Raw genomic sequence first — 15,134 nt, 5'->3', positions numbered from 1 at the left:
TCACCTACTGCATTACAAAGCCGGTAAACAGCACTTGTTCGATAACGGGGGAAGAGACTAGGTCCTTGAGCACCCGACGGCACTCTTCCAGTGAATCCTTGCGCAGCTTCTCCTTGCCTTCAAAGGTCATCAGCTGTTCGGCACTGGCTGCACTGAATACCCGCAGCAAGGTGCCTTCAATCAGGGGAATATTCTGTTTGGCCAGCGTCTCGTCGGCGGTACCGCGCACCATCAGCTGGATCTTGATCTGCACCAGTCGATCTCGCTGGGCACCTGCGACGTTGAAAACAAAGGGACGCGGCATACCGACATAGAGGGAAGGTTTAGGCGCTTCCTCCTTGGGTGTGGCCTCGGCTCCTTCCGCCGCTTCAGCGGGCGGTTTATCGGAGCCGGAGAGCATCAGGAAGGCGCCAGCACCACCACCGCCCAGCAAAATTACCGCCAGGGCAATGATAATGATCAGCTTCTTTTTCTTGCCCGCAGCCGGGTCTTTTAGCGTCAACTCGTTATCGTCAGCCATCCCTTGTCCACCCTAGTCTCAAACTTGTTCGATATCATAAACTTACTCGGGATTGCATCAAGCATAGAAATCAATTCCGGAACCGTTTGTCGATTCCACCAGCAAACTGGGGTTGGATGTGGTGAGTTCCCCTTCAACCAGCCCGTTACCGGACCTCGGCTGACCACTACTCTGCCCCTGCTGACCCTGCCCGTTAAAGGTGGGCTGGCCCTGTTGCTGCTGTTGTTGCGACTGCTGCTGCACCTGCGTCTGACCAAGCTGGATCCCCTGCCCTGCCAGCATGTCACGCAGCCGGGGCATCGCCTGCTCCAGCATCTCGCGGGTCTGTCCATGTTGTACCACAAAATGGACGTTGGCCTGGCTGTCGGCTCCCATCTGGATCTGGATCTTCATCTTGCCAAGGCCGAGGGGGTCGAGCTGAATTTCCGCCTGTTGCAGTTTTTCGGCCAGCATCACATTGACCTTCTGGTGCAATTCGGCAGGCGCCTCCTGACTGGCCAGTTTCAAATGGGGTAAATTCTGCGGCTCACGGCGCAGCGTCGTCTCAGCGGCGGGCGCCCGGCTATCGGCCACCTGTGGCTGAGTCTGGCTGTTCTGGCCATGCTGAACAGTCTGGTTCTGGCTGCTCTCACCGCTCGATGTCGCCGCAACCAGGCTCTTCTCCGCCTCACCGGCCTTCGGTTTTACCTCAAGCGAAACCGCTTTGCGTACCTCGTCGGTGCCCGTCACTTCCATCTGTTTGATGCCGGCTGAAATGGTCGACAACGGCGCTTGCGGCCCCTGAGATTCAGCCTGTGCCAACACCTGCTGCGGCGCCACCATCACGGGAGCGGCAGCGCTATCGCTCTGAGTCGTCGCATTTGTCGTTACGCTGCTCTGGGCTGCGGCACTTTGCGCCGTCGTCACGGGCGCCGAACTTTGATTGGCGGCGGTGGCTGGCTGCTGGCTTCCCTCGGCGGCCCCCTTTTCTGCCCCCTTGCTAGTTGCACCACTGCCCTCAGCAGTGGCTGTAGCTGTGCCAGCCTCAGGCGGCTTGAGCCCCTCGCTGAACGCCTTGAGCGCAGCCCCCTGAGTCGCGGCTTGCGTCGCCTGCCCCTTGTTAGTCAAAGCATTGCTGACGGCGAGATCGGATTTGCTGTCGCCAGCCTCTTTTGCAGCGAGTGACTCAGCGGATTTGGCGGTGTTTGCCGACTCATCGACCGGCAGCACCTTGGCCAGCTGGGCCATTCGCTCTGCCCCTGTGAGGGGCTTGGTGTGCTTGCCATCAGCCCCGAGGGTTTCGCCCTTGGCAGAGGCTTTCTCCCCGGCCTGCCCATCCGCAGTAGTGGCGGCATCTTCACCTTCAGAGGAGAGAACGGCAGAAGAGGCATCGCCCTTCGCCACCACTCGCGCCACTGAGGAGGATACGGTGGTTTCTGAAGTCGAATTGGCGGTCGTCGCCAGCGGCGACTGCGCCCCGGTCTGACCGGCAAGCTGGCTGGCAATTCTGGCAGCGGCAGGAGTCTGCTCGCCTTCATCAAGTGCAATCCCCTCCTGCTCACCCTCTTGCGGCAACGGATTGCCGTCTACCGCAGTGGCGCTCTGTTGGGCCGCCACCGCCAGCTGGGGAGTCACTAGCGAGGTATCAAGCTTGAGGGAGTCTTGCAGGCGCAGCAGAAAGTCGGTAGCAGGGACCTCCTCCACCTTGTTGTCGGCGTCTGGATCCTCCTCCTTGCCGGTCTCCTCTTTGAGAGAGGCGCTCTCGGTCGCCAAAGATTTGGCTGATCGGACATGGTTACCGCCCTGAGTGGCCTCGGCGGCGCCCTGTTCGCTGTTCCGGGCCTTGGCAATCAGGGTGGCGAAATCACCCTTGCTGTCGCTGCCGGTTCCCCCATCGATACTTTTGCTCTCGACGGAACCGCTCAGAGGCGCTTTGTCCAACCCGTTGGCCGGAGCCGAAGGCGTTTGTGTCAACAGTGTCTGCATCATGATGGGATCCCTGAATTCTGGTGGCCCCCAAAGAGATGGCCGCCGACAATGTCCATATCAAAGCAAGTTACAGGCCAGATTGATGAAAGCGTCGCAACATGGCGTACTCATCCAGCATCTTCTGCTCCTGACGCTGGGCTTTCTGCTGCTCGCGGCTCGCCTGCTTCTCCAGCAACAGCTCCACCGCCTTGCGCCGCTGCTGGGCCGCCAGCCACTCTTCACGGCGCTGTTCCAGCGCCTGACGCACCTGCAACACCCCTTCGTACTGCTGGGTCGCTGCCTGTTCGAGCTTGTTGATAAAGGCGTGATACTGGGTATTTTGCTGGGGCGAAATCCCCTGCAGGCCGCGATCGGTCCACTGCTGGTGATAGATCTGGCGGTACTGGTTGAGGGCATTTTGCTGATCCATGAACAGCTTGAGATCCTGCTGCGCCTTCACCAGCGCCAGCGCACACTGCTGCTCCGCCTCCACCAGCCGATCGGCCAACAGTACCAACCCTTTACTCATCGTCGACCTCTCTGTTACCGACCATCATCAGCGCATCAATGGCATCGCCACCATCTGCAAGGCTTGCAGGCCATCATCGTAGTGAATGACCTCACGCATCCCCTGCTGCAAGAACTGATCCAGATAGGGTTTTTGAATGATGGCGCGGTCGATGCGCGGATCGGAACCCTGACTGTAGGCGCCGATGGTAATGAGATCCCGGTTCTGCTGATAGAGGGAGTAGAACTGCTTGAGGGTGCGCGCCAGATCCATATGTTCCGGCGAAGTCACCATGGGCATGACCCGGCTGATGGACTTCTCGATATCGATAGCCGGATAGTGGCCCGCATCGGCCAGCTCGCGCGACAGAACTATGTGGCCATCGAGGATCGCCCGCGCCGCATCGGCAATGGGATCTTGCAGGTCATCCCCCTCGGTCAGGACAGTGAAGAAGGCGGTGATGGAGCCCTGGCCGTCACTGCCGTTGCCCGCCCGCTCCACCAGCGCCGGTAATTTGGCAAATACCGAGGGCGGATAACCCTTGGTCGCCGGCGGCTCGCCCACCGCCAGCGCGATTTCACGCTGGGCCTGGGCATAACGGGTGAGGGAGTCCATCAAGAGCAGCACATTAAGCCCCTGATCGCGAAAATACTCGGCGATGGCCAGCGCCGTTTCACACCCCTTTAGCCGCATCAGCGGCGAGGCATCGGCGGGAGCCGCCACCACCACGGAGCGGGCTCTCCCCTCCTCTCCCAGAATGTCTTCGATAAACTCTTTCACTTCCCGGCCCCGTTCACCGATGAGGCCGACCACCACCACATCCGCCACCGAGCCGCGAGTCATCATGCCCAGCAGCACCGATTTACCGACACCGGAACCGGCAAACAGCCCCATCCGCTGGCCCTGACCCACCGTCAGCACGGCGTTGATGGCGCGCACCCCCACGTCCATCGGCTGATGGATCGGGCGGCGAGAGAGCGGGTTGATGCGGTGCTGGGCAAACTGCACGGTCTGGGAGGAGAGAATGGGGCCGAGGCCATCGAGTGGCTGACCAATGCCGTCGATGACCCGACCAAGCAGGTTCATCCCAACCGGAATGCCGTGCTCTTCGGTGATGGGCACCACCCGGGCACCGGGGATCACCCCCTTGAGCTGCTCGCTCGGCATCAGATAGAGGCGATCGCCAGAAAAACCGACCACTTCAGCCTCCAGCGTCCCATCAAGGGTATCGATGCGGCAGAGGGCACCGATGGCGGCGCGGCAGCCGATGGCTTCGAGGGTCAGCCCCACCACCCGGGTCAATTTGCCGGCGACCGGCGGTTTGGGGGCGCTGTCGCGTACCTTGTACCCTTGCAACCGGTTCAGTAGCGAGCCGCTCATCTGGCCTCCTGAGAGCTAAAAAGTGCAGCCGGACGGCAACGTCCGGCATCGGTTATGGGCGTGAGTCCTGCGAAGCCGGTTTCTGCGACGCATTGTCCCGCAAGAAGTTGCGCAGCAACTGATCGATGCGCCCGGAGAGGGTCAAATCGATGCTGGAGAGCTCGGTCGCCAGTTGCAGATCGCCGGGGAGAGGGTGGGATCGCTCTGCAATCGCCAGTGGCGCTTGGCGCACTCGTCGGCGCCAAATGCCTGCTCGATTCGCGCTATATCGTCGGGATGCAACATCAGAGTCACCCCCTGTTCGGCGGCAGGCAGCAAGGCCAGCCCCTCTTTAAGCGCCTCCAGCAGAATGCGGGGGAGGTCTCCGCTTCGTGACGAATGAGCGCGCGGCCAGTTGCATCACCAGCGAGACCAACTGCTGCTCCACCGCCTGATCCAGCTCGTTAAGCGGATTGGCAAGGCGGGCGGCGAGCCCCTGCCAGTGGGCGATCTCCTGCTCCACCAGCTCGCGCCCCATAGCCAGCCCCTCCTCACGCCCCTGTTCGAGACCGGCAGAGTGGCCCTGTTGCAATCCTTCCAGCTTGCCCTCTTCCATCCCCTTGGCATAACCGGACTCGCGTCCCTCGGCCATCCCCTCTTCCCAGGCGGCTTGACGGATCGCTTCAAGCTCTTCGGCGGTGATGCTGGGGGTCGGCTCCTGTTCGGGCTCCGGCTCCACCACCTCCTCTTCCTGCTGATACCAGTCAGGGGCCAGGCCAAGAGCATTGGTAGGCGCCCCCGCCTCTACCTCGACCTCCATCTCGGGCCAGCCCCAGGTCTCAACCCGGGCATCATCGCCCTCGGGGCGCACATACCCACGCAGTTTGTTGTTCATGCTTTGCGCGGCTCCTCACCACTGCCTGATGCGGGTTTGGCATCGCAATTCGGTTTATGGGCCATGGCTTAGAGGAACTCCTCGCCGCCACCGGCACCCAGCATGATTTCGCCAGCATCCGCCAGACGACGGGCGATGGAGAGGATCTCTTTCTGGGCCGCTTCCACTTCGGAGACCCGGATCGGCCCCATGGCCTCCAGATCGTCTGCCAGCATTTCGGCCGCCCGTTTGGACATGTTCTTGAAGATCTTCTCGCGCATCTGATCGTCGGAGCCCTTGAGGGCGCGTTGCAGCAGATCCCCCGGCACTTCCCGCAGCATGGTCTGGATGCCGCGATCGTCCACATCGATGAGGTTCTCGAACACGAACATCAAATCCTGGATCTGCTGGCTCATCTCTTCGTCCGACTCGCGGATGGAGTCCATCAGCTGGCCTTCGATATTGGTATCCAGATAGTTCATGATGTTGGCGGCTGCCTTCAGGCCGCCCATCTTGGCTGCCTGGGCACCGGCCGCACCGGCGAACTGTTTCTCCATGATGTCGTTCAGCTCTTGCAATGCCGCCGGTTGTACCTCTTCGAGGTTAGCGATACGCATCACCAGATCGAGGCGCACCTGCTCCGGGAACTGGCTCAGGATCTCGGCGGATTGCTCCGGCTCCAGATAGGAGAGCACGATAGTCTGGATCTGCGGGTGTTCGTTCTGGATGATGCTGGCCACCTGACGGGCATCCATCCACTTGAGCGAATCGAGGCCACGGGCGCCGGAACCGAGAATGATCTGGTCCACCAGATTGCTCGCCTTGTCCTCGCCAAGGGCCGCCACCAACGCCTTGCGCACGAAGTCTTCGCTGCCGATACCGATGTTGGTGTACTTCTGGATATCGTCGATGAATTGACGGTGCACCGCCGCCACCCGATCGTGACTGAAGTCAGACATGGAGGCCATCGACATACCGAGCCGCTGCACCTGCTTGGGCTCGAGATGACGGAAGATCTGGGCGGCATCCTCTTCATTGAGGCTCAGCATCAGCACCGCAGCCATCTCCATCCCCGACATCTGGTCGAGGATCTGGCGCTGACTGTCGGTGATGTCATTGCCGGTGACTTGACTCTTCTTTTCTTCAGGCATCTTTGTTCGTTACCCATTCTTTAATGACCTGAGCGGCCAGATCCGGCTCGTTCGCCACCAGCGCACGTACCGCCTTGAGCAAGTCTTCATCACGGTGCAGATCCGGCAGTTTCAGCTGGCCATCGCGTACACCAAATACCTGATCGTTCTCGACTTGTGCTGACAGCAGGCTCAACTCGTCGTCGCCACCCAGTACGGTGTGGTTGTCGAAATCCACTTCCCCTTCCGGTTTGGCATCCGGATAGAGCAGTCGCTTGAGCATGGGGCGAACCACGGTGACGATCAAGACGATGATCACCAGTACCGAGGCGGCAATCCGCACCGCACGCCAGAACCAGGGCTGATCGTAGAGCGGCACTTCAGCCACGGTATCCAGCTCTGGGCGATTGAACGGAATCGCGACCACCTCAAGGGTATCACCACGGGTCACATCAAAGCCAAGGCCACCACTCAGCAAACGACGCAATGTATCGAGTTCTGCCTGGGTGCGCGCCTCACGAGTCACGGCCCCGTCGGCACCGGGTACCGCTTTGTAATCCACGGCAACCGAGACGGTCATGCGGCGAATGCCACCCATCTGGCGACGGGTATGGCTGACGGTGGTATCCAGCTCGAAGTTGCGGGTCGCCTCTTTGCGGGAACGGCCCGAAGCAGCAGCGCTGGCACCATCACCACCGGTCGCCTCCTCGGGAATATTGGAGGCGGCAGGGGGCTGGTTGGAGAGGGCGCCGGGCACACCACCGTTGCTGCCGCTGGCGCTATTCTCTTCCATGGTCATCTCGGAGCGCACTGCAGGCAGATCCGGGTTGTAAGTCTTGCGGGTCTGCTCCTGCTGGGAGAAGTCGAGGGAGAGATCCACTTCCGCCGTATAGTTGTCGGCCCCCAGCACCGGGATCAGGATGGCGTCAATTTTTTGTTTGTACTCCAGCTCCTGCTTCTGCTGCATGGCAAACTCTTTGCGAGTCTGGGCCGAGATCGGGTCTTGCGAGCCGGAGTTGAGCAGACGGCCATTCTGGTCAGTGACGGTGACGCGGGTCGGCTCAAGGCCATGTACGGCGGAGGCCACCATATCGACGATGGAGTCCACCTCCCCCTGCCCCAGCGCAGCCCCTTTCAGGTTGAGCACCACTGTGGCACTGGGTTTGCGTTCGTTGCGGGCAAACACGTTGTCTTTCGGGATAGCCAGCAGCACCTGGGCCTTGGCCACATTCTGGAACTGCTCGATGGCGCTCGCCAGCTGGCGCTCGCGGCTCAGCTTCAGACGTTCACTCTCCATCCGCTGGCTGACGCCGAAACTGGAATCTTTGAGCAGGATATCTTCACCACCGATGCTGCTATCGGTGGCATTGGCAAGACCGGCACGGGTCAGGGCCAGCTGGATAGTGGGGTAGCTTTCGGCGTTGACCAGCACGCTCTTGCCATCCACCTCGTAGGGGATCTTCTGCTGATCGAGGAAGTCGAGAGTCTTCACCAGCTCCTGGGTGGTGTAGGTGCCGAGGGGACGCATGTCCGGCTCCTTGCCCCACAGCAGGATAAACACCGCAATGGCCAGACAGATGGCAAGCCCCAGGATCAGGGTGATTTGCCGCAGCACATCGGTGTTGGACAGGAAGCCCAGCGCCGAACTCTTCTGCTCATTTTCATCGAGGGCGGCGGTGCCCTCATCGTTTATCAGCAGATCGCCGTTTTGGTCAGTAGCCACGATTTATGTCCTTATTGCTGACATGTTCATGATGTTCAGTCGTCATGGTTTATTGGCGTCGCTTATACCGGCATGTTCATGATGGTCTTGTAGGCATCGACCATCTTGTTGCGCACCTGTACCGTGGCTTCAAAGGCGATGGAGGATTTTTGGCCCGCGATCATCACTTCGGCCAGATCCACCGACTTGTCGCCCATATCGAAACGGGTGCGCAGATCATTGGCGGCGCCTTGCAGTTCGTTGACGTTGCCAAGCGCCTGTTGCAGCAGCTGACCAAAGTCGGAGGTTACCTGACGACCGGGTTGTGCCAGCGGCGTTGCGCCTGCTTCGATCTTGAGCGCCTGCATCTCTTGCATCAGGCTGCTTGCACTAATTTCCATTTTCCATCCCCAGACAAATCATTGACGCTGGCATGCAACAAGCAATTAGAGTGCCAATGCGTTAAAAGCGCGATGCGGATGAGTGGCCTGACCAGGCCGGACGGGTTCGACAACGGCAGGTGGCTCTGATTAAATCCGACTCTGACGCCCACTTTTGCTGGCTGGCAAGGAGTCCGCTCTGGATTATCGCAAACCCGTGTTCAAGGCGATGGACTACATCAGCCACCATCTGGATGACAATCCGAGCCTGGATGAGGTCGCAGCGGCGGCAGCCATCTCCACCTTCCACTTCCACCGTATTTTCAAGACGATGGTCGGCGAGACCATTGCCGGATTTACCCGGCGCCTGCGTATGGAGCGCGCTGCCCGTCGCTTGCTCGCCTCCCCCCAGAGCGACATCACCACCCTCGCACTGGCCGCCGGGTTCTCCAGCTCGCAGAATTTCGCCAAAGCCTTTCGCCTGCACTTCGCCATGAGCCCCTCGGAATACCGCCTGCAGCAGGGGGGAAACTGGAAAAGCAAGATTGGAAACGATCCCCTTCCCTTTGACACCTATGATGGCCTGGTCATGCACCCGGTCACCGAACACCCGGGTCTGTTGCAGGGGGCTAGCATCAGGCAGATGCCCGCCCGGCGCGTGGCGTACATGCGCCGCCTGGGCCCCTATGGCAAAGAGACCTGCGAGCAAGCCCATCGGGATTTGCTCGCGCTGTTCGCCTCAGACGAGGCGATGACACCGGCGGGTACCCTGAGTCTCTATTGGGATATCCCCGATATCACCGATGAGACCCGTTGCCGTACTGACGTCTGCATCGAGCTGGGGCCAGAGATCCCCGCTGGGCGCCAGTTAACCACCCAGACCATCGCCGCGGGACCCTATGCGGTTTGTCAGTTTATCGCTCGCGGCGATCAACTGGTCGCTTGCTGGGAGACGGCGTTTCGCTGGGTAGTGGGCCAAGGGCTGAACTGCGACGATCGCCCGTGTTACGAGCAATACCACGCAGGCACGGACTCCGACCGGGATCATTACGTGTTTGATATCTGTATCCCGCTGATCAACCGATAAGCCGATACCTCATTTCCTTTACCCACTTCGGTGCCTTCGGGCACCGAAGCGACGGAGTCATGCCCATGAATATCAAAACGCTGTTTCTAGCCAGCCTGCTGGTAACGCTTCCCGCAGCCGCCAATGCCCAGTCACAGAGCCAGACGCTGATCTTTGGCGGCACCATCTACAGTGGTGATCCGGCGAACCCTCACCCGGAAGCGGTCGGCATTGAAGGTAAAAAGATAGTGGCAGTCGGCAGCTATCAGGAGGTCAGCGCCCGCCTTGGCAGCCATGCCAAGCGTCTTGATCTGAAAGGAAAGTACCTGATGCCAGGCCTCATCGACAGCCATGTTCATGCGGCATTTGCCGGTTTTCAGGGGATGACGGTTAACTTTCCCGATGCCATGAATGAGGTTGAGCAGGTGCAGCAATTTCTGACCCGCAGCAAGGATGATCCCCGCCTGACACTGGGCGATGTAGAGCTATACAGCAATGTCTCCCTCGACTACTGGCATCAGCTTCCCCTGCTCGATCAGGTGTTCAATGGCCCGCAATACCGGCAGATCCCAGTAGTGCTTGCCGGTTCGGATGCCCACACCGGTTGGGCAAATCAGGCCATGCTGCGCAAGGCTGGCATTGATGCCGACACCCTTGCCGGTCGTTATGCTCCGCTGAAAGGCAATTTTGGCCTCACCCCATCCGGCATGCTCAATGGCTTTGCCTCGGAAGGCGGCTGGGATGCCATCCTCAAGGCGCTGCCCCCCGTCAGCGACGAGACGATTGCCAGTGCCATCATGACTGCCGCCAAACAACTCAATCAGGTGGGCATTACCGCCTGGATGGACCCTATCAGCAACATTCGCCCCCTCGCCCCCATCTTCAACGCCGAGCCGGATCGCCGCGATACCGGCCTGCTGCCGGCGTACCGCATGCTCTCCCGGGAAGGCAAGCTGACCGGACATGTGTCCGCACTGGCACTGGTGGGGATCCACGCCTCGCCCGCCATCATTGATGACGTATTGGCGCTGCAACAGCAGTTTCAAGATGCCCCGGACGTGAAACTGGTGGGGATAAAGATCCTGCAAGATGGTGTCATCGAGTATCCATCCCAGACCGCCAAGTTGAGCGAGCCCTACCTCAACCGTCCCAGTTACAGCGGCAAGGACGATCTGGACAAGCAGCGCTTCAACGAGCTGATCCGCACCGCGGATGCCCATCAACTTATCGCTCACTTTCATGCTATCGGCGATCGGGCCGTCCGTGAATCCCTCGATGCCATCGCCTATGCCCGGGCCCACAATCGGGATCACCGCTTGCTGCACAGCATCACCCATCTGGAGGTGGTGAGCCCGGCCAGCATTGCCCGTTTCAAACCACTCAATGTGGCCGCATCGATGCAACTGTTGTGGGCCGGGAAAAACGTGGCGACCACCCTGCTGCTTGAAGGAAAAGTGCCCCCGGCACTGCTAGCCCGCCTCTATCCGGCAGGCAGCTTACTGCAAAGCGGCGCCATTATCGCCGGCGCCAGTGACTGGCCGGTCTCCAGCCCCAACCCTTTCCTCGCCATGTATACCGCGATCACCCGCCAAGGGGAGCTTGGCTTGCTGCCCCCCGCCAGCGAGCAGATCAGCCGTCAGGCCATCTTGCAGGCCTATACCCTCAACGCCGCCAAGGTAATTGGACGGGAGAAAGAGATTGGCTCCATCAGCGCGGGCAAGAGTGCTGACCTGATCTTGCTGGATCGCAATCTGGAACAGATAGCAAGCGAAGAGCTCAAGGAGACCAAGGTGCTCTGGACCATGTTCAAGGGCAAGCAGGTCTATTCAGCCCACTGACACCGAGAGAACAAACAGGCCCGCATTGCGGGCCTGTTTGCGAGATCACGACAAGCGCATGGCGTGCAGTGAGCAACCGATAACGGCGGGATTAGCGGCTCGTTTCAGTCAAGTCCTTGTCAATCCAGTACTTGGAGCCGGAGATATTGGCATCGAGCAGCAGGCCCTTCTCACCAATCTGGTAGATGGCCATGCCGCCATTGTATTTGGCGGTAAGCTCGGCGCTCTCCTTGCCGGCCACCACGCCCACTTCGGAGGTAGCCTCCCACCCCTGGGTCACGAAGGCATCGAATCTGGCCTTGTCTTCAAACAGGATCACCTGCTGATAGAACTTGCCGCCAATCCCGGCCGCCAGACCCGCACCAAACATCTTCATATAGGTGTGCTTGCCGGTTTTGCGATTGACTGCCACCCCGGCCCCCTGATTGGTATGCAGCATCAGGGAGAACTTGCGCGAATCGAACACCGCATAACCATAAGCCTTGTCAAACAACAACTTGGCTGATGGTTGCTCGTTGAACAACCGGATCAGCGCAGTGTCGGCCATGGTATTGAGCGCGATCCTCGCCTCTTTAGCCGTCTTGGGGTTGAGCATCTCGTTGAGCTCCTTGTCGGCCGCCTTCAGCCACTCCTTGCCGGTGGCGATGCTCTTGTCGGTCCAGACCCCGGCGGTATTGAAGGCATCCTCTCCCCAGGCCGAGATAGAAGCCCAGCTCTTTTTGGAAAAATCACTGACATCCTGCCACACCTCCTTGCTGGTCTCGCTCACTGCCGCTCCCAGATCGGACGCTGCGGCCTTGAGCTTGGCCCAGTCGGCATAACAGGGTGAGAAGGCCAGACTCAGTGACAGGGCCAGCAACCAGTTACGCTTGTTCATTTTTTCACTCCCGTATTGTCGAGTGTCTGGGTTACCTGGGGCGATCACCTACAACAGGCTACCCGCTGAAAATCACTCCCGCATTATCGGAAGGGGAATCCGGTTAAGCAATCATTGAGTCCTGTTTATCTCGCCACAGCCCGACAGCGGTTAACAAAAAGGCTGCTCATCAAAGAGGAGCAGCCTTGTTAAGCACAGTAAAACCGGACGGGCTTATTCGACCATCATCACCTTGCAGGTGTTGGTACTACCCACGGTTTCCATCTTGTCACCGTGAGTCAGCAGCACCATGTCACCGCTTTGCAGCAGCCCCTTCTCCTTGAGCACGGCCAGCGCGTCGCGGCACACTTCGTAGACCGGTTTGGTCTCGTCACCGTCAAACATCACCGGAGTGACGCCACGATAGAGATTGGTCCAGGCCAGGGTCTTGTTGTGGGGAGACATGGCGAAGATCGGCAGACCGGAGCTGATACGGGACATCAGCAGCGGAGTGGTGCCGGACTCGGTCAGTGCAACGATCGCCTTCACCCCTTCCAGGTGGTTGGCCGCATACATGGTGGACATGGCTACAGCTTCTTCAACGGAAGTGAAGGTGTAGCTCATGCGGTGGTTGGAGACGTTCAGGCTCGGGTGCTTCTCGGCACCGACACAAACGCTCGCCATGGAGGTCACGGTCTCGATGGGGAACTGACCGGCGGCAGTCTCGGCGGATAGCATCACCGCATCGGTACCATCCAGCACAGCGTTAGCCACGTCCATGACCTCTGCACGAGTCGGCAGCGGCGCGTTGATCATCGACTCCATCATCTGGGTCGCGGTGATCACCACACGGTTCAGACGACGGGAGTGGCGGATCAACTTCTTCTGTACACCAACCAGCTCGGGGTCACCGATCTCGACACCCAGATCGCCACGAGCGACCATCACAGCATCGGAACCAAGGATGATGTCTTCCATCGCCTCATCGGTGGCGACTGTTTCGGCGCGCTCAACCTTGGCCACGATCTTGGCATTGGAACCGGCTTCGCGGGCCAGCTCGCGGGCGTAGCGCAGATCATCGCCACAGCGCGGGAAGGAGACAGCCAGATAGTCCACATTCATGCGGGCAGCGGTCTTGATGTCTTCCTTGTCTTTCTCGGTAAGGGCCGGAGCGGAGAGACCGCCCCCTTTCTTGTTGATGCCCTTGTTGTTGGAGAGCGGCCCGGCCACGGTCACCGTGGTGTGAATGCGAGTGCCTTCAACCTGCTCGACCTTCAGCTGTACACGGCCATCGTCCAGCAGCAGGATGTCGCCCTGTACCACATCGTCTGGCAAGCTCTTGTAGTCGATACCGACCTGCTCCTGGCACCCTTCACCCTTGCCGAGTGCAGCGTCGAGAATAAACTTGTCACCGATGGCCAGATAGATTTTGCCATCCTTGAAAGTGGAAACACGGATTTTCGGGCCTTGCAGATCACCCATGATGGCGACGTGACGACCGAGCTTGGCAGCAATGTCACGCACCTGATTGGCGCGCAGGATATGGTCTTCAGCAGTGCCGTGAGAGAAGTTCATCCGCACCATGTCGGCCCCGGCGCGGATGATCCCTTCGAGGATCCCTTCGCGGTCGGTAGCCGGACCGAGTGTGGTTACAATCTTTGTACGTCTAGGCATGAAAGACTCCAATATGAAGTTGATATGACTTGAGATTCTGCCCCATCAAGCCCATGGCTCGATGCACCCGTTTACAAACCATCTGGGTGGTTTTTGTTATTAAATTACAATACTACACCAAGGCGGGTGGCATAGACAGTCGGGGGCCGGAGCCCCCGACGGTTCAGGAAGAGTGCGGGGTTTCGAAGCGGGATTCGCGCAATCCCTCTTTTACTTTCTTCAGATTTTCGCGAAATTTCATCCCCCGGCGCAGGGTAAAACCGGTCGCCAGCACATCCACCAGCGCCAGCTGGGCGATGCGGGATGCCATCGGCATATAGACATCGGTATCTTCCGGCACATCCATGGAGAGCACCAGATTGCACTCGCGGGCCAGCGGGGAGTCCTTGGCGGTCATGCCGATCACGGTGGCGTCGTTCTCGCGGGCCAGCGCAGCGATTTCTACCAGCGCCTTGGTGCGACCGGTGTGGGAGATCAGCACCACTACATCCCCTTCGCTGCTGTTGATGCAGCTCATGCGCATCATGACGATATCGTCAAAGCTCACTACCGGAATGTTGAAGCGAAAGAATTTGTTCTGGGCATCGCGGGCAACGGCGGAGGAGGCGCCAAGGCCGAAGAAGCTGATCTTCTTGGACTGGGTCAGGATATCGACGCAGCGGTTGATGGCAGAGATATCCAGGCTGTTTTTGGCGGCATCCAGACAAGCCATGGTGGATTCGAAAATCTTGGCGGTGTAGGTATCCGGCCCATCTTCCGCTTCCACATGACGATTAACGTAAGGGGTGCCATTGGCCAGGCTCTGGGCCAGATGGAGTTTGAAATCAGGAAAGCCCTTGGTATCGAGACGGCGGCAAAAGCGGTTGACGGTCGGTTCACTGACATCGGCCATCTTGGCCAGAGCGGCGATGCTGGAGTGGATGGCGGTCTGGGGAGACGCCAGGATCACCTCGGCAACCTTGCGTTCTGATTTACTGAAACTTTCCAAGTTGTTCGTAATTTTATCAAGGGTATTCATCATCACCACCAGGCGTTTTTGTAATTTAGCTTCAGTGTCTTTGCACTCAATCTACGGCTAAGCAAGTTTCCATTCAAGCTAAGGACTATACAAGACAAGCGGTTATCGCAACTAATGCCTGCCATACAAAGTATGACTCATCTCTAATTATTTCGTACTTTTCGTTACAAAACGTCACCTTGCCATGAAAGCGCTTACAAATGTTGCAAAGCAACAACACTGTGAGCAGGCGCACGTTTGTATCGATCCGGCGGGTGAGCAA

At 59.2% G+C, this 15,134-nt stretch carries 12 protein-coding genes and 1 pseudogene; 2 read left to right on the top strand and 11 right to left on the bottom strand.

Annotation, left to right across the window (positions count from 1 at the left end; translation table 11 throughout):
* Positions 1–4: 4 nt before the first annotated feature.
* From fliL to fliE, 8 genes and pseudogenes are all read right to left on the bottom strand, one after another.
* Positions 5–520 carry a flagellar basal body-associated protein FliL gene (gene fliL, locus WBR25_RS05760; protein WP_043822474.1) on the bottom strand — a complete coding sequence of 172 codons (516 nt, stop codon included), beginning with the start codon at positions 518–520 and terminating at the stop codon, positions 5–7.
* Between the two features lie 57 nt (positions 521–577).
* Positions 578–2,488, bottom strand: a complete 1,911-nt coding sequence (locus WBR25_RS05755; RefSeq protein WP_479749546.1) for a flagellar hook-length control protein FliK — start codon at positions 2,486–2,488, stop codon at positions 578–580.
* A 67-nt stretch (positions 2,489–2,555) separates the two neighbouring features.
* On the bottom strand, positions 2,556–2,996 hold the full coding sequence (gene fliJ, locus WBR25_RS05750; RefSeq protein ID WP_005334746.1) for a flagellar export protein FliJ: 441 nt from the start codon (positions 2,994–2,996) through the stop codon (positions 2,556–2,558).
* Between the two features lie 27 nt (positions 2,997–3,023).
* Entirely contained in the window at positions 3,024–4,355 is a 1,332-nt protein-coding gene (gene fliI / locus WBR25_RS05745) for a flagellar protein export ATPase FliI (protein ID WP_005334747.1), read from the bottom strand.
* Positions 4,356–4,407: 52 nt separating this feature from the next.
* Positions 4,408–5,229, bottom strand: a pseudogene (gene fliH, locus WBR25_RS05740) (flagellar assembly protein FliH).
* A 68-nt stretch (positions 5,230–5,297) separates the two neighbouring features.
* Positions 5,298–6,359, bottom strand: a complete 1,062-nt coding sequence (fliG, locus tag WBR25_RS05735) for a flagellar motor switch protein FliG (RefSeq protein ID WP_005334749.1) — start codon at positions 6,357–6,359, stop codon at positions 5,298–5,300.
* Complete coding sequence (fliF, locus tag WBR25_RS05730) at positions 6,352–8,061, bottom strand: flagellar basal-body MS-ring/collar protein FliF (protein WP_042054467.1); 1,710 nt, start codon at positions 8,059–8,061, stop codon at positions 6,352–6,354. Before fliF ends, fliG begins: the two co-directional genes overlap by 8 nt.
* Positions 8,062–8,123: 62 nt before the next feature.
* The gene (gene fliE / locus WBR25_RS05725) at positions 8,124–8,441 is read right to left on the bottom strand and encodes a flagellar hook-basal body complex protein FliE (protein ID WP_005362062.1); all 318 of its coding nucleotides are present in this window, start codon (positions 8,439–8,441) and stop codon (positions 8,124–8,126) included.
* A gap of 154 nt (positions 8,442–8,595) precedes the next feature.
* Here fliE and WBR25_RS05720 point away from each other — a divergent pair, with 154 nt between their 5' ends.
* Both WBR25_RS05720 and WBR25_RS05715 read left to right on the top strand, forming a co-directional pair.
* On the top strand, positions 8,596–9,507 hold the full coding sequence (locus WBR25_RS05720; protein WP_445981018.1) for an AraC family transcriptional regulator: 912 nt from the start codon (positions 8,596–8,598) through the stop codon (positions 9,505–9,507).
* A 65-nt stretch (positions 9,508–9,572) separates the two neighbouring features.
* Positions 9,573–11,324 (top strand): amidohydrolase, encoded by a 1,752-nt coding sequence (locus tag WBR25_RS05715; RefSeq protein WP_479749545.1) that lies wholly within the window; start codon positions 9,573–9,575, stop codon positions 11,322–11,324.
* A 91-nt stretch (positions 11,325–11,415) separates the two neighbouring features.
* On the opposite strand, the gene befA is transcribed toward WBR25_RS05715, so the two are convergent.
* The 3 genes from befA to WBR25_RS05700 all read right to left on the bottom strand — a co-directional run bounded on the left by befA (position 11,416) and on the right by WBR25_RS05700 (position 14,872).
* On the bottom strand, positions 11,416–12,201 hold the full coding sequence (gene befA / locus WBR25_RS05710; protein ID WP_005353696.1) for a beta cell expansion factor BefA: 786 nt from the start codon (positions 12,199–12,201) through the stop codon (positions 11,416–11,418).
* Between the two features lie 213 nt (positions 12,202–12,414).
* Positions 12,415–13,854: a pyruvate kinase gene (pyk, locus tag WBR25_RS05705; protein ID WP_005362071.1), complete on the bottom strand. Its 1,440-nt coding sequence runs from the start codon at positions 13,852–13,854 to the stop codon at positions 12,415–12,417.
* Between the two features lie 163 nt (positions 13,855–14,017).
* Positions 14,018–14,872 carry a MurR/RpiR family transcriptional regulator gene (locus WBR25_RS05700; RefSeq protein WP_005334759.1) on the bottom strand — a complete coding sequence of 285 codons (855 nt, stop codon included), beginning with the start codon at positions 14,870–14,872 and terminating at the stop codon, positions 14,018–14,020.
* Positions 14,873–15,134: the final 262 nt, after the last annotated feature.

The sequence above is a fragment of the Aeromonas sp. MTB genome, from assembly GCF_056632455.1.
Note: the sequence above shows the minus strand (reverse complement) of the source record. Positions and strands in the feature narration are given on the sequence as shown.

What these genes read in the sequence shown, in the direction of transcription:
- fliL (WP_043822474.1), bottom strand. Translation starts at nt 520, where the DNA reads ATGGCTGACGATAACGAGTTGACGCTAAAAGACCCGGCTGCGGGCAAG.
- WBR25_RS05755 (WP_479749546.1), bottom strand. Translation starts at nt 2,488, where the DNA reads ATGATGCAGACACTGTTGACACAAACGCCTTCGGCTCCGGCCAACGGG.
- fliJ (WP_005334746.1), bottom strand. Translation starts at nt 2,996, where the DNA reads ATGAGTAAAGGGTTGGTACTGTTGGCCGATCGGCTGGTGGAGGCGGAG.
- fliI (WP_005334747.1), bottom strand. Translation starts at nt 4,355, where the DNA reads ATGAGCGGCTCGCTACTGAACCGGTTGCAAGGGTACAAGGTACGCGAC.
- fliG (WP_005334749.1), bottom strand. Translation starts at nt 6,359, where the DNA reads ATGCCTGAAGAAAAGAAGAGTCAAGTCACCGGCAATGACATCACCGAC.
- fliE (WP_005362062.1), bottom strand. Translation starts at nt 8,441, where the DNA reads ATGGAAATTAGTGCAAGCAGCCTGATGCAAGAGATGCAGGCGCTCAAG.
- WBR25_RS05715 (WP_479749545.1), top strand. Translation starts at nt 9,573, where the DNA reads ATGAATATCAAAACGCTGTTTCTAGCCAGCCTGCTGGTAACGCTTCCC.
- befA (WP_005353696.1), bottom strand. Translation starts at nt 12,201, where the DNA reads ATGAACAAGCGTAACTGGTTGCTGGCCCTGTCACTGAGTCTGGCCTTC.
- pyk (WP_005362071.1), bottom strand. Translation starts at nt 13,854, where the DNA reads ATGCCTAGACGTACAAAGATTGTAACCACACTCGGTCCGGCTACCGAC.
- WBR25_RS05700 (WP_005334759.1), bottom strand. Translation starts at nt 14,872, where the DNA reads ATGAATACCCTTGATAAAATTACGAACAACTTGGAAAGTTTCAGTAAA.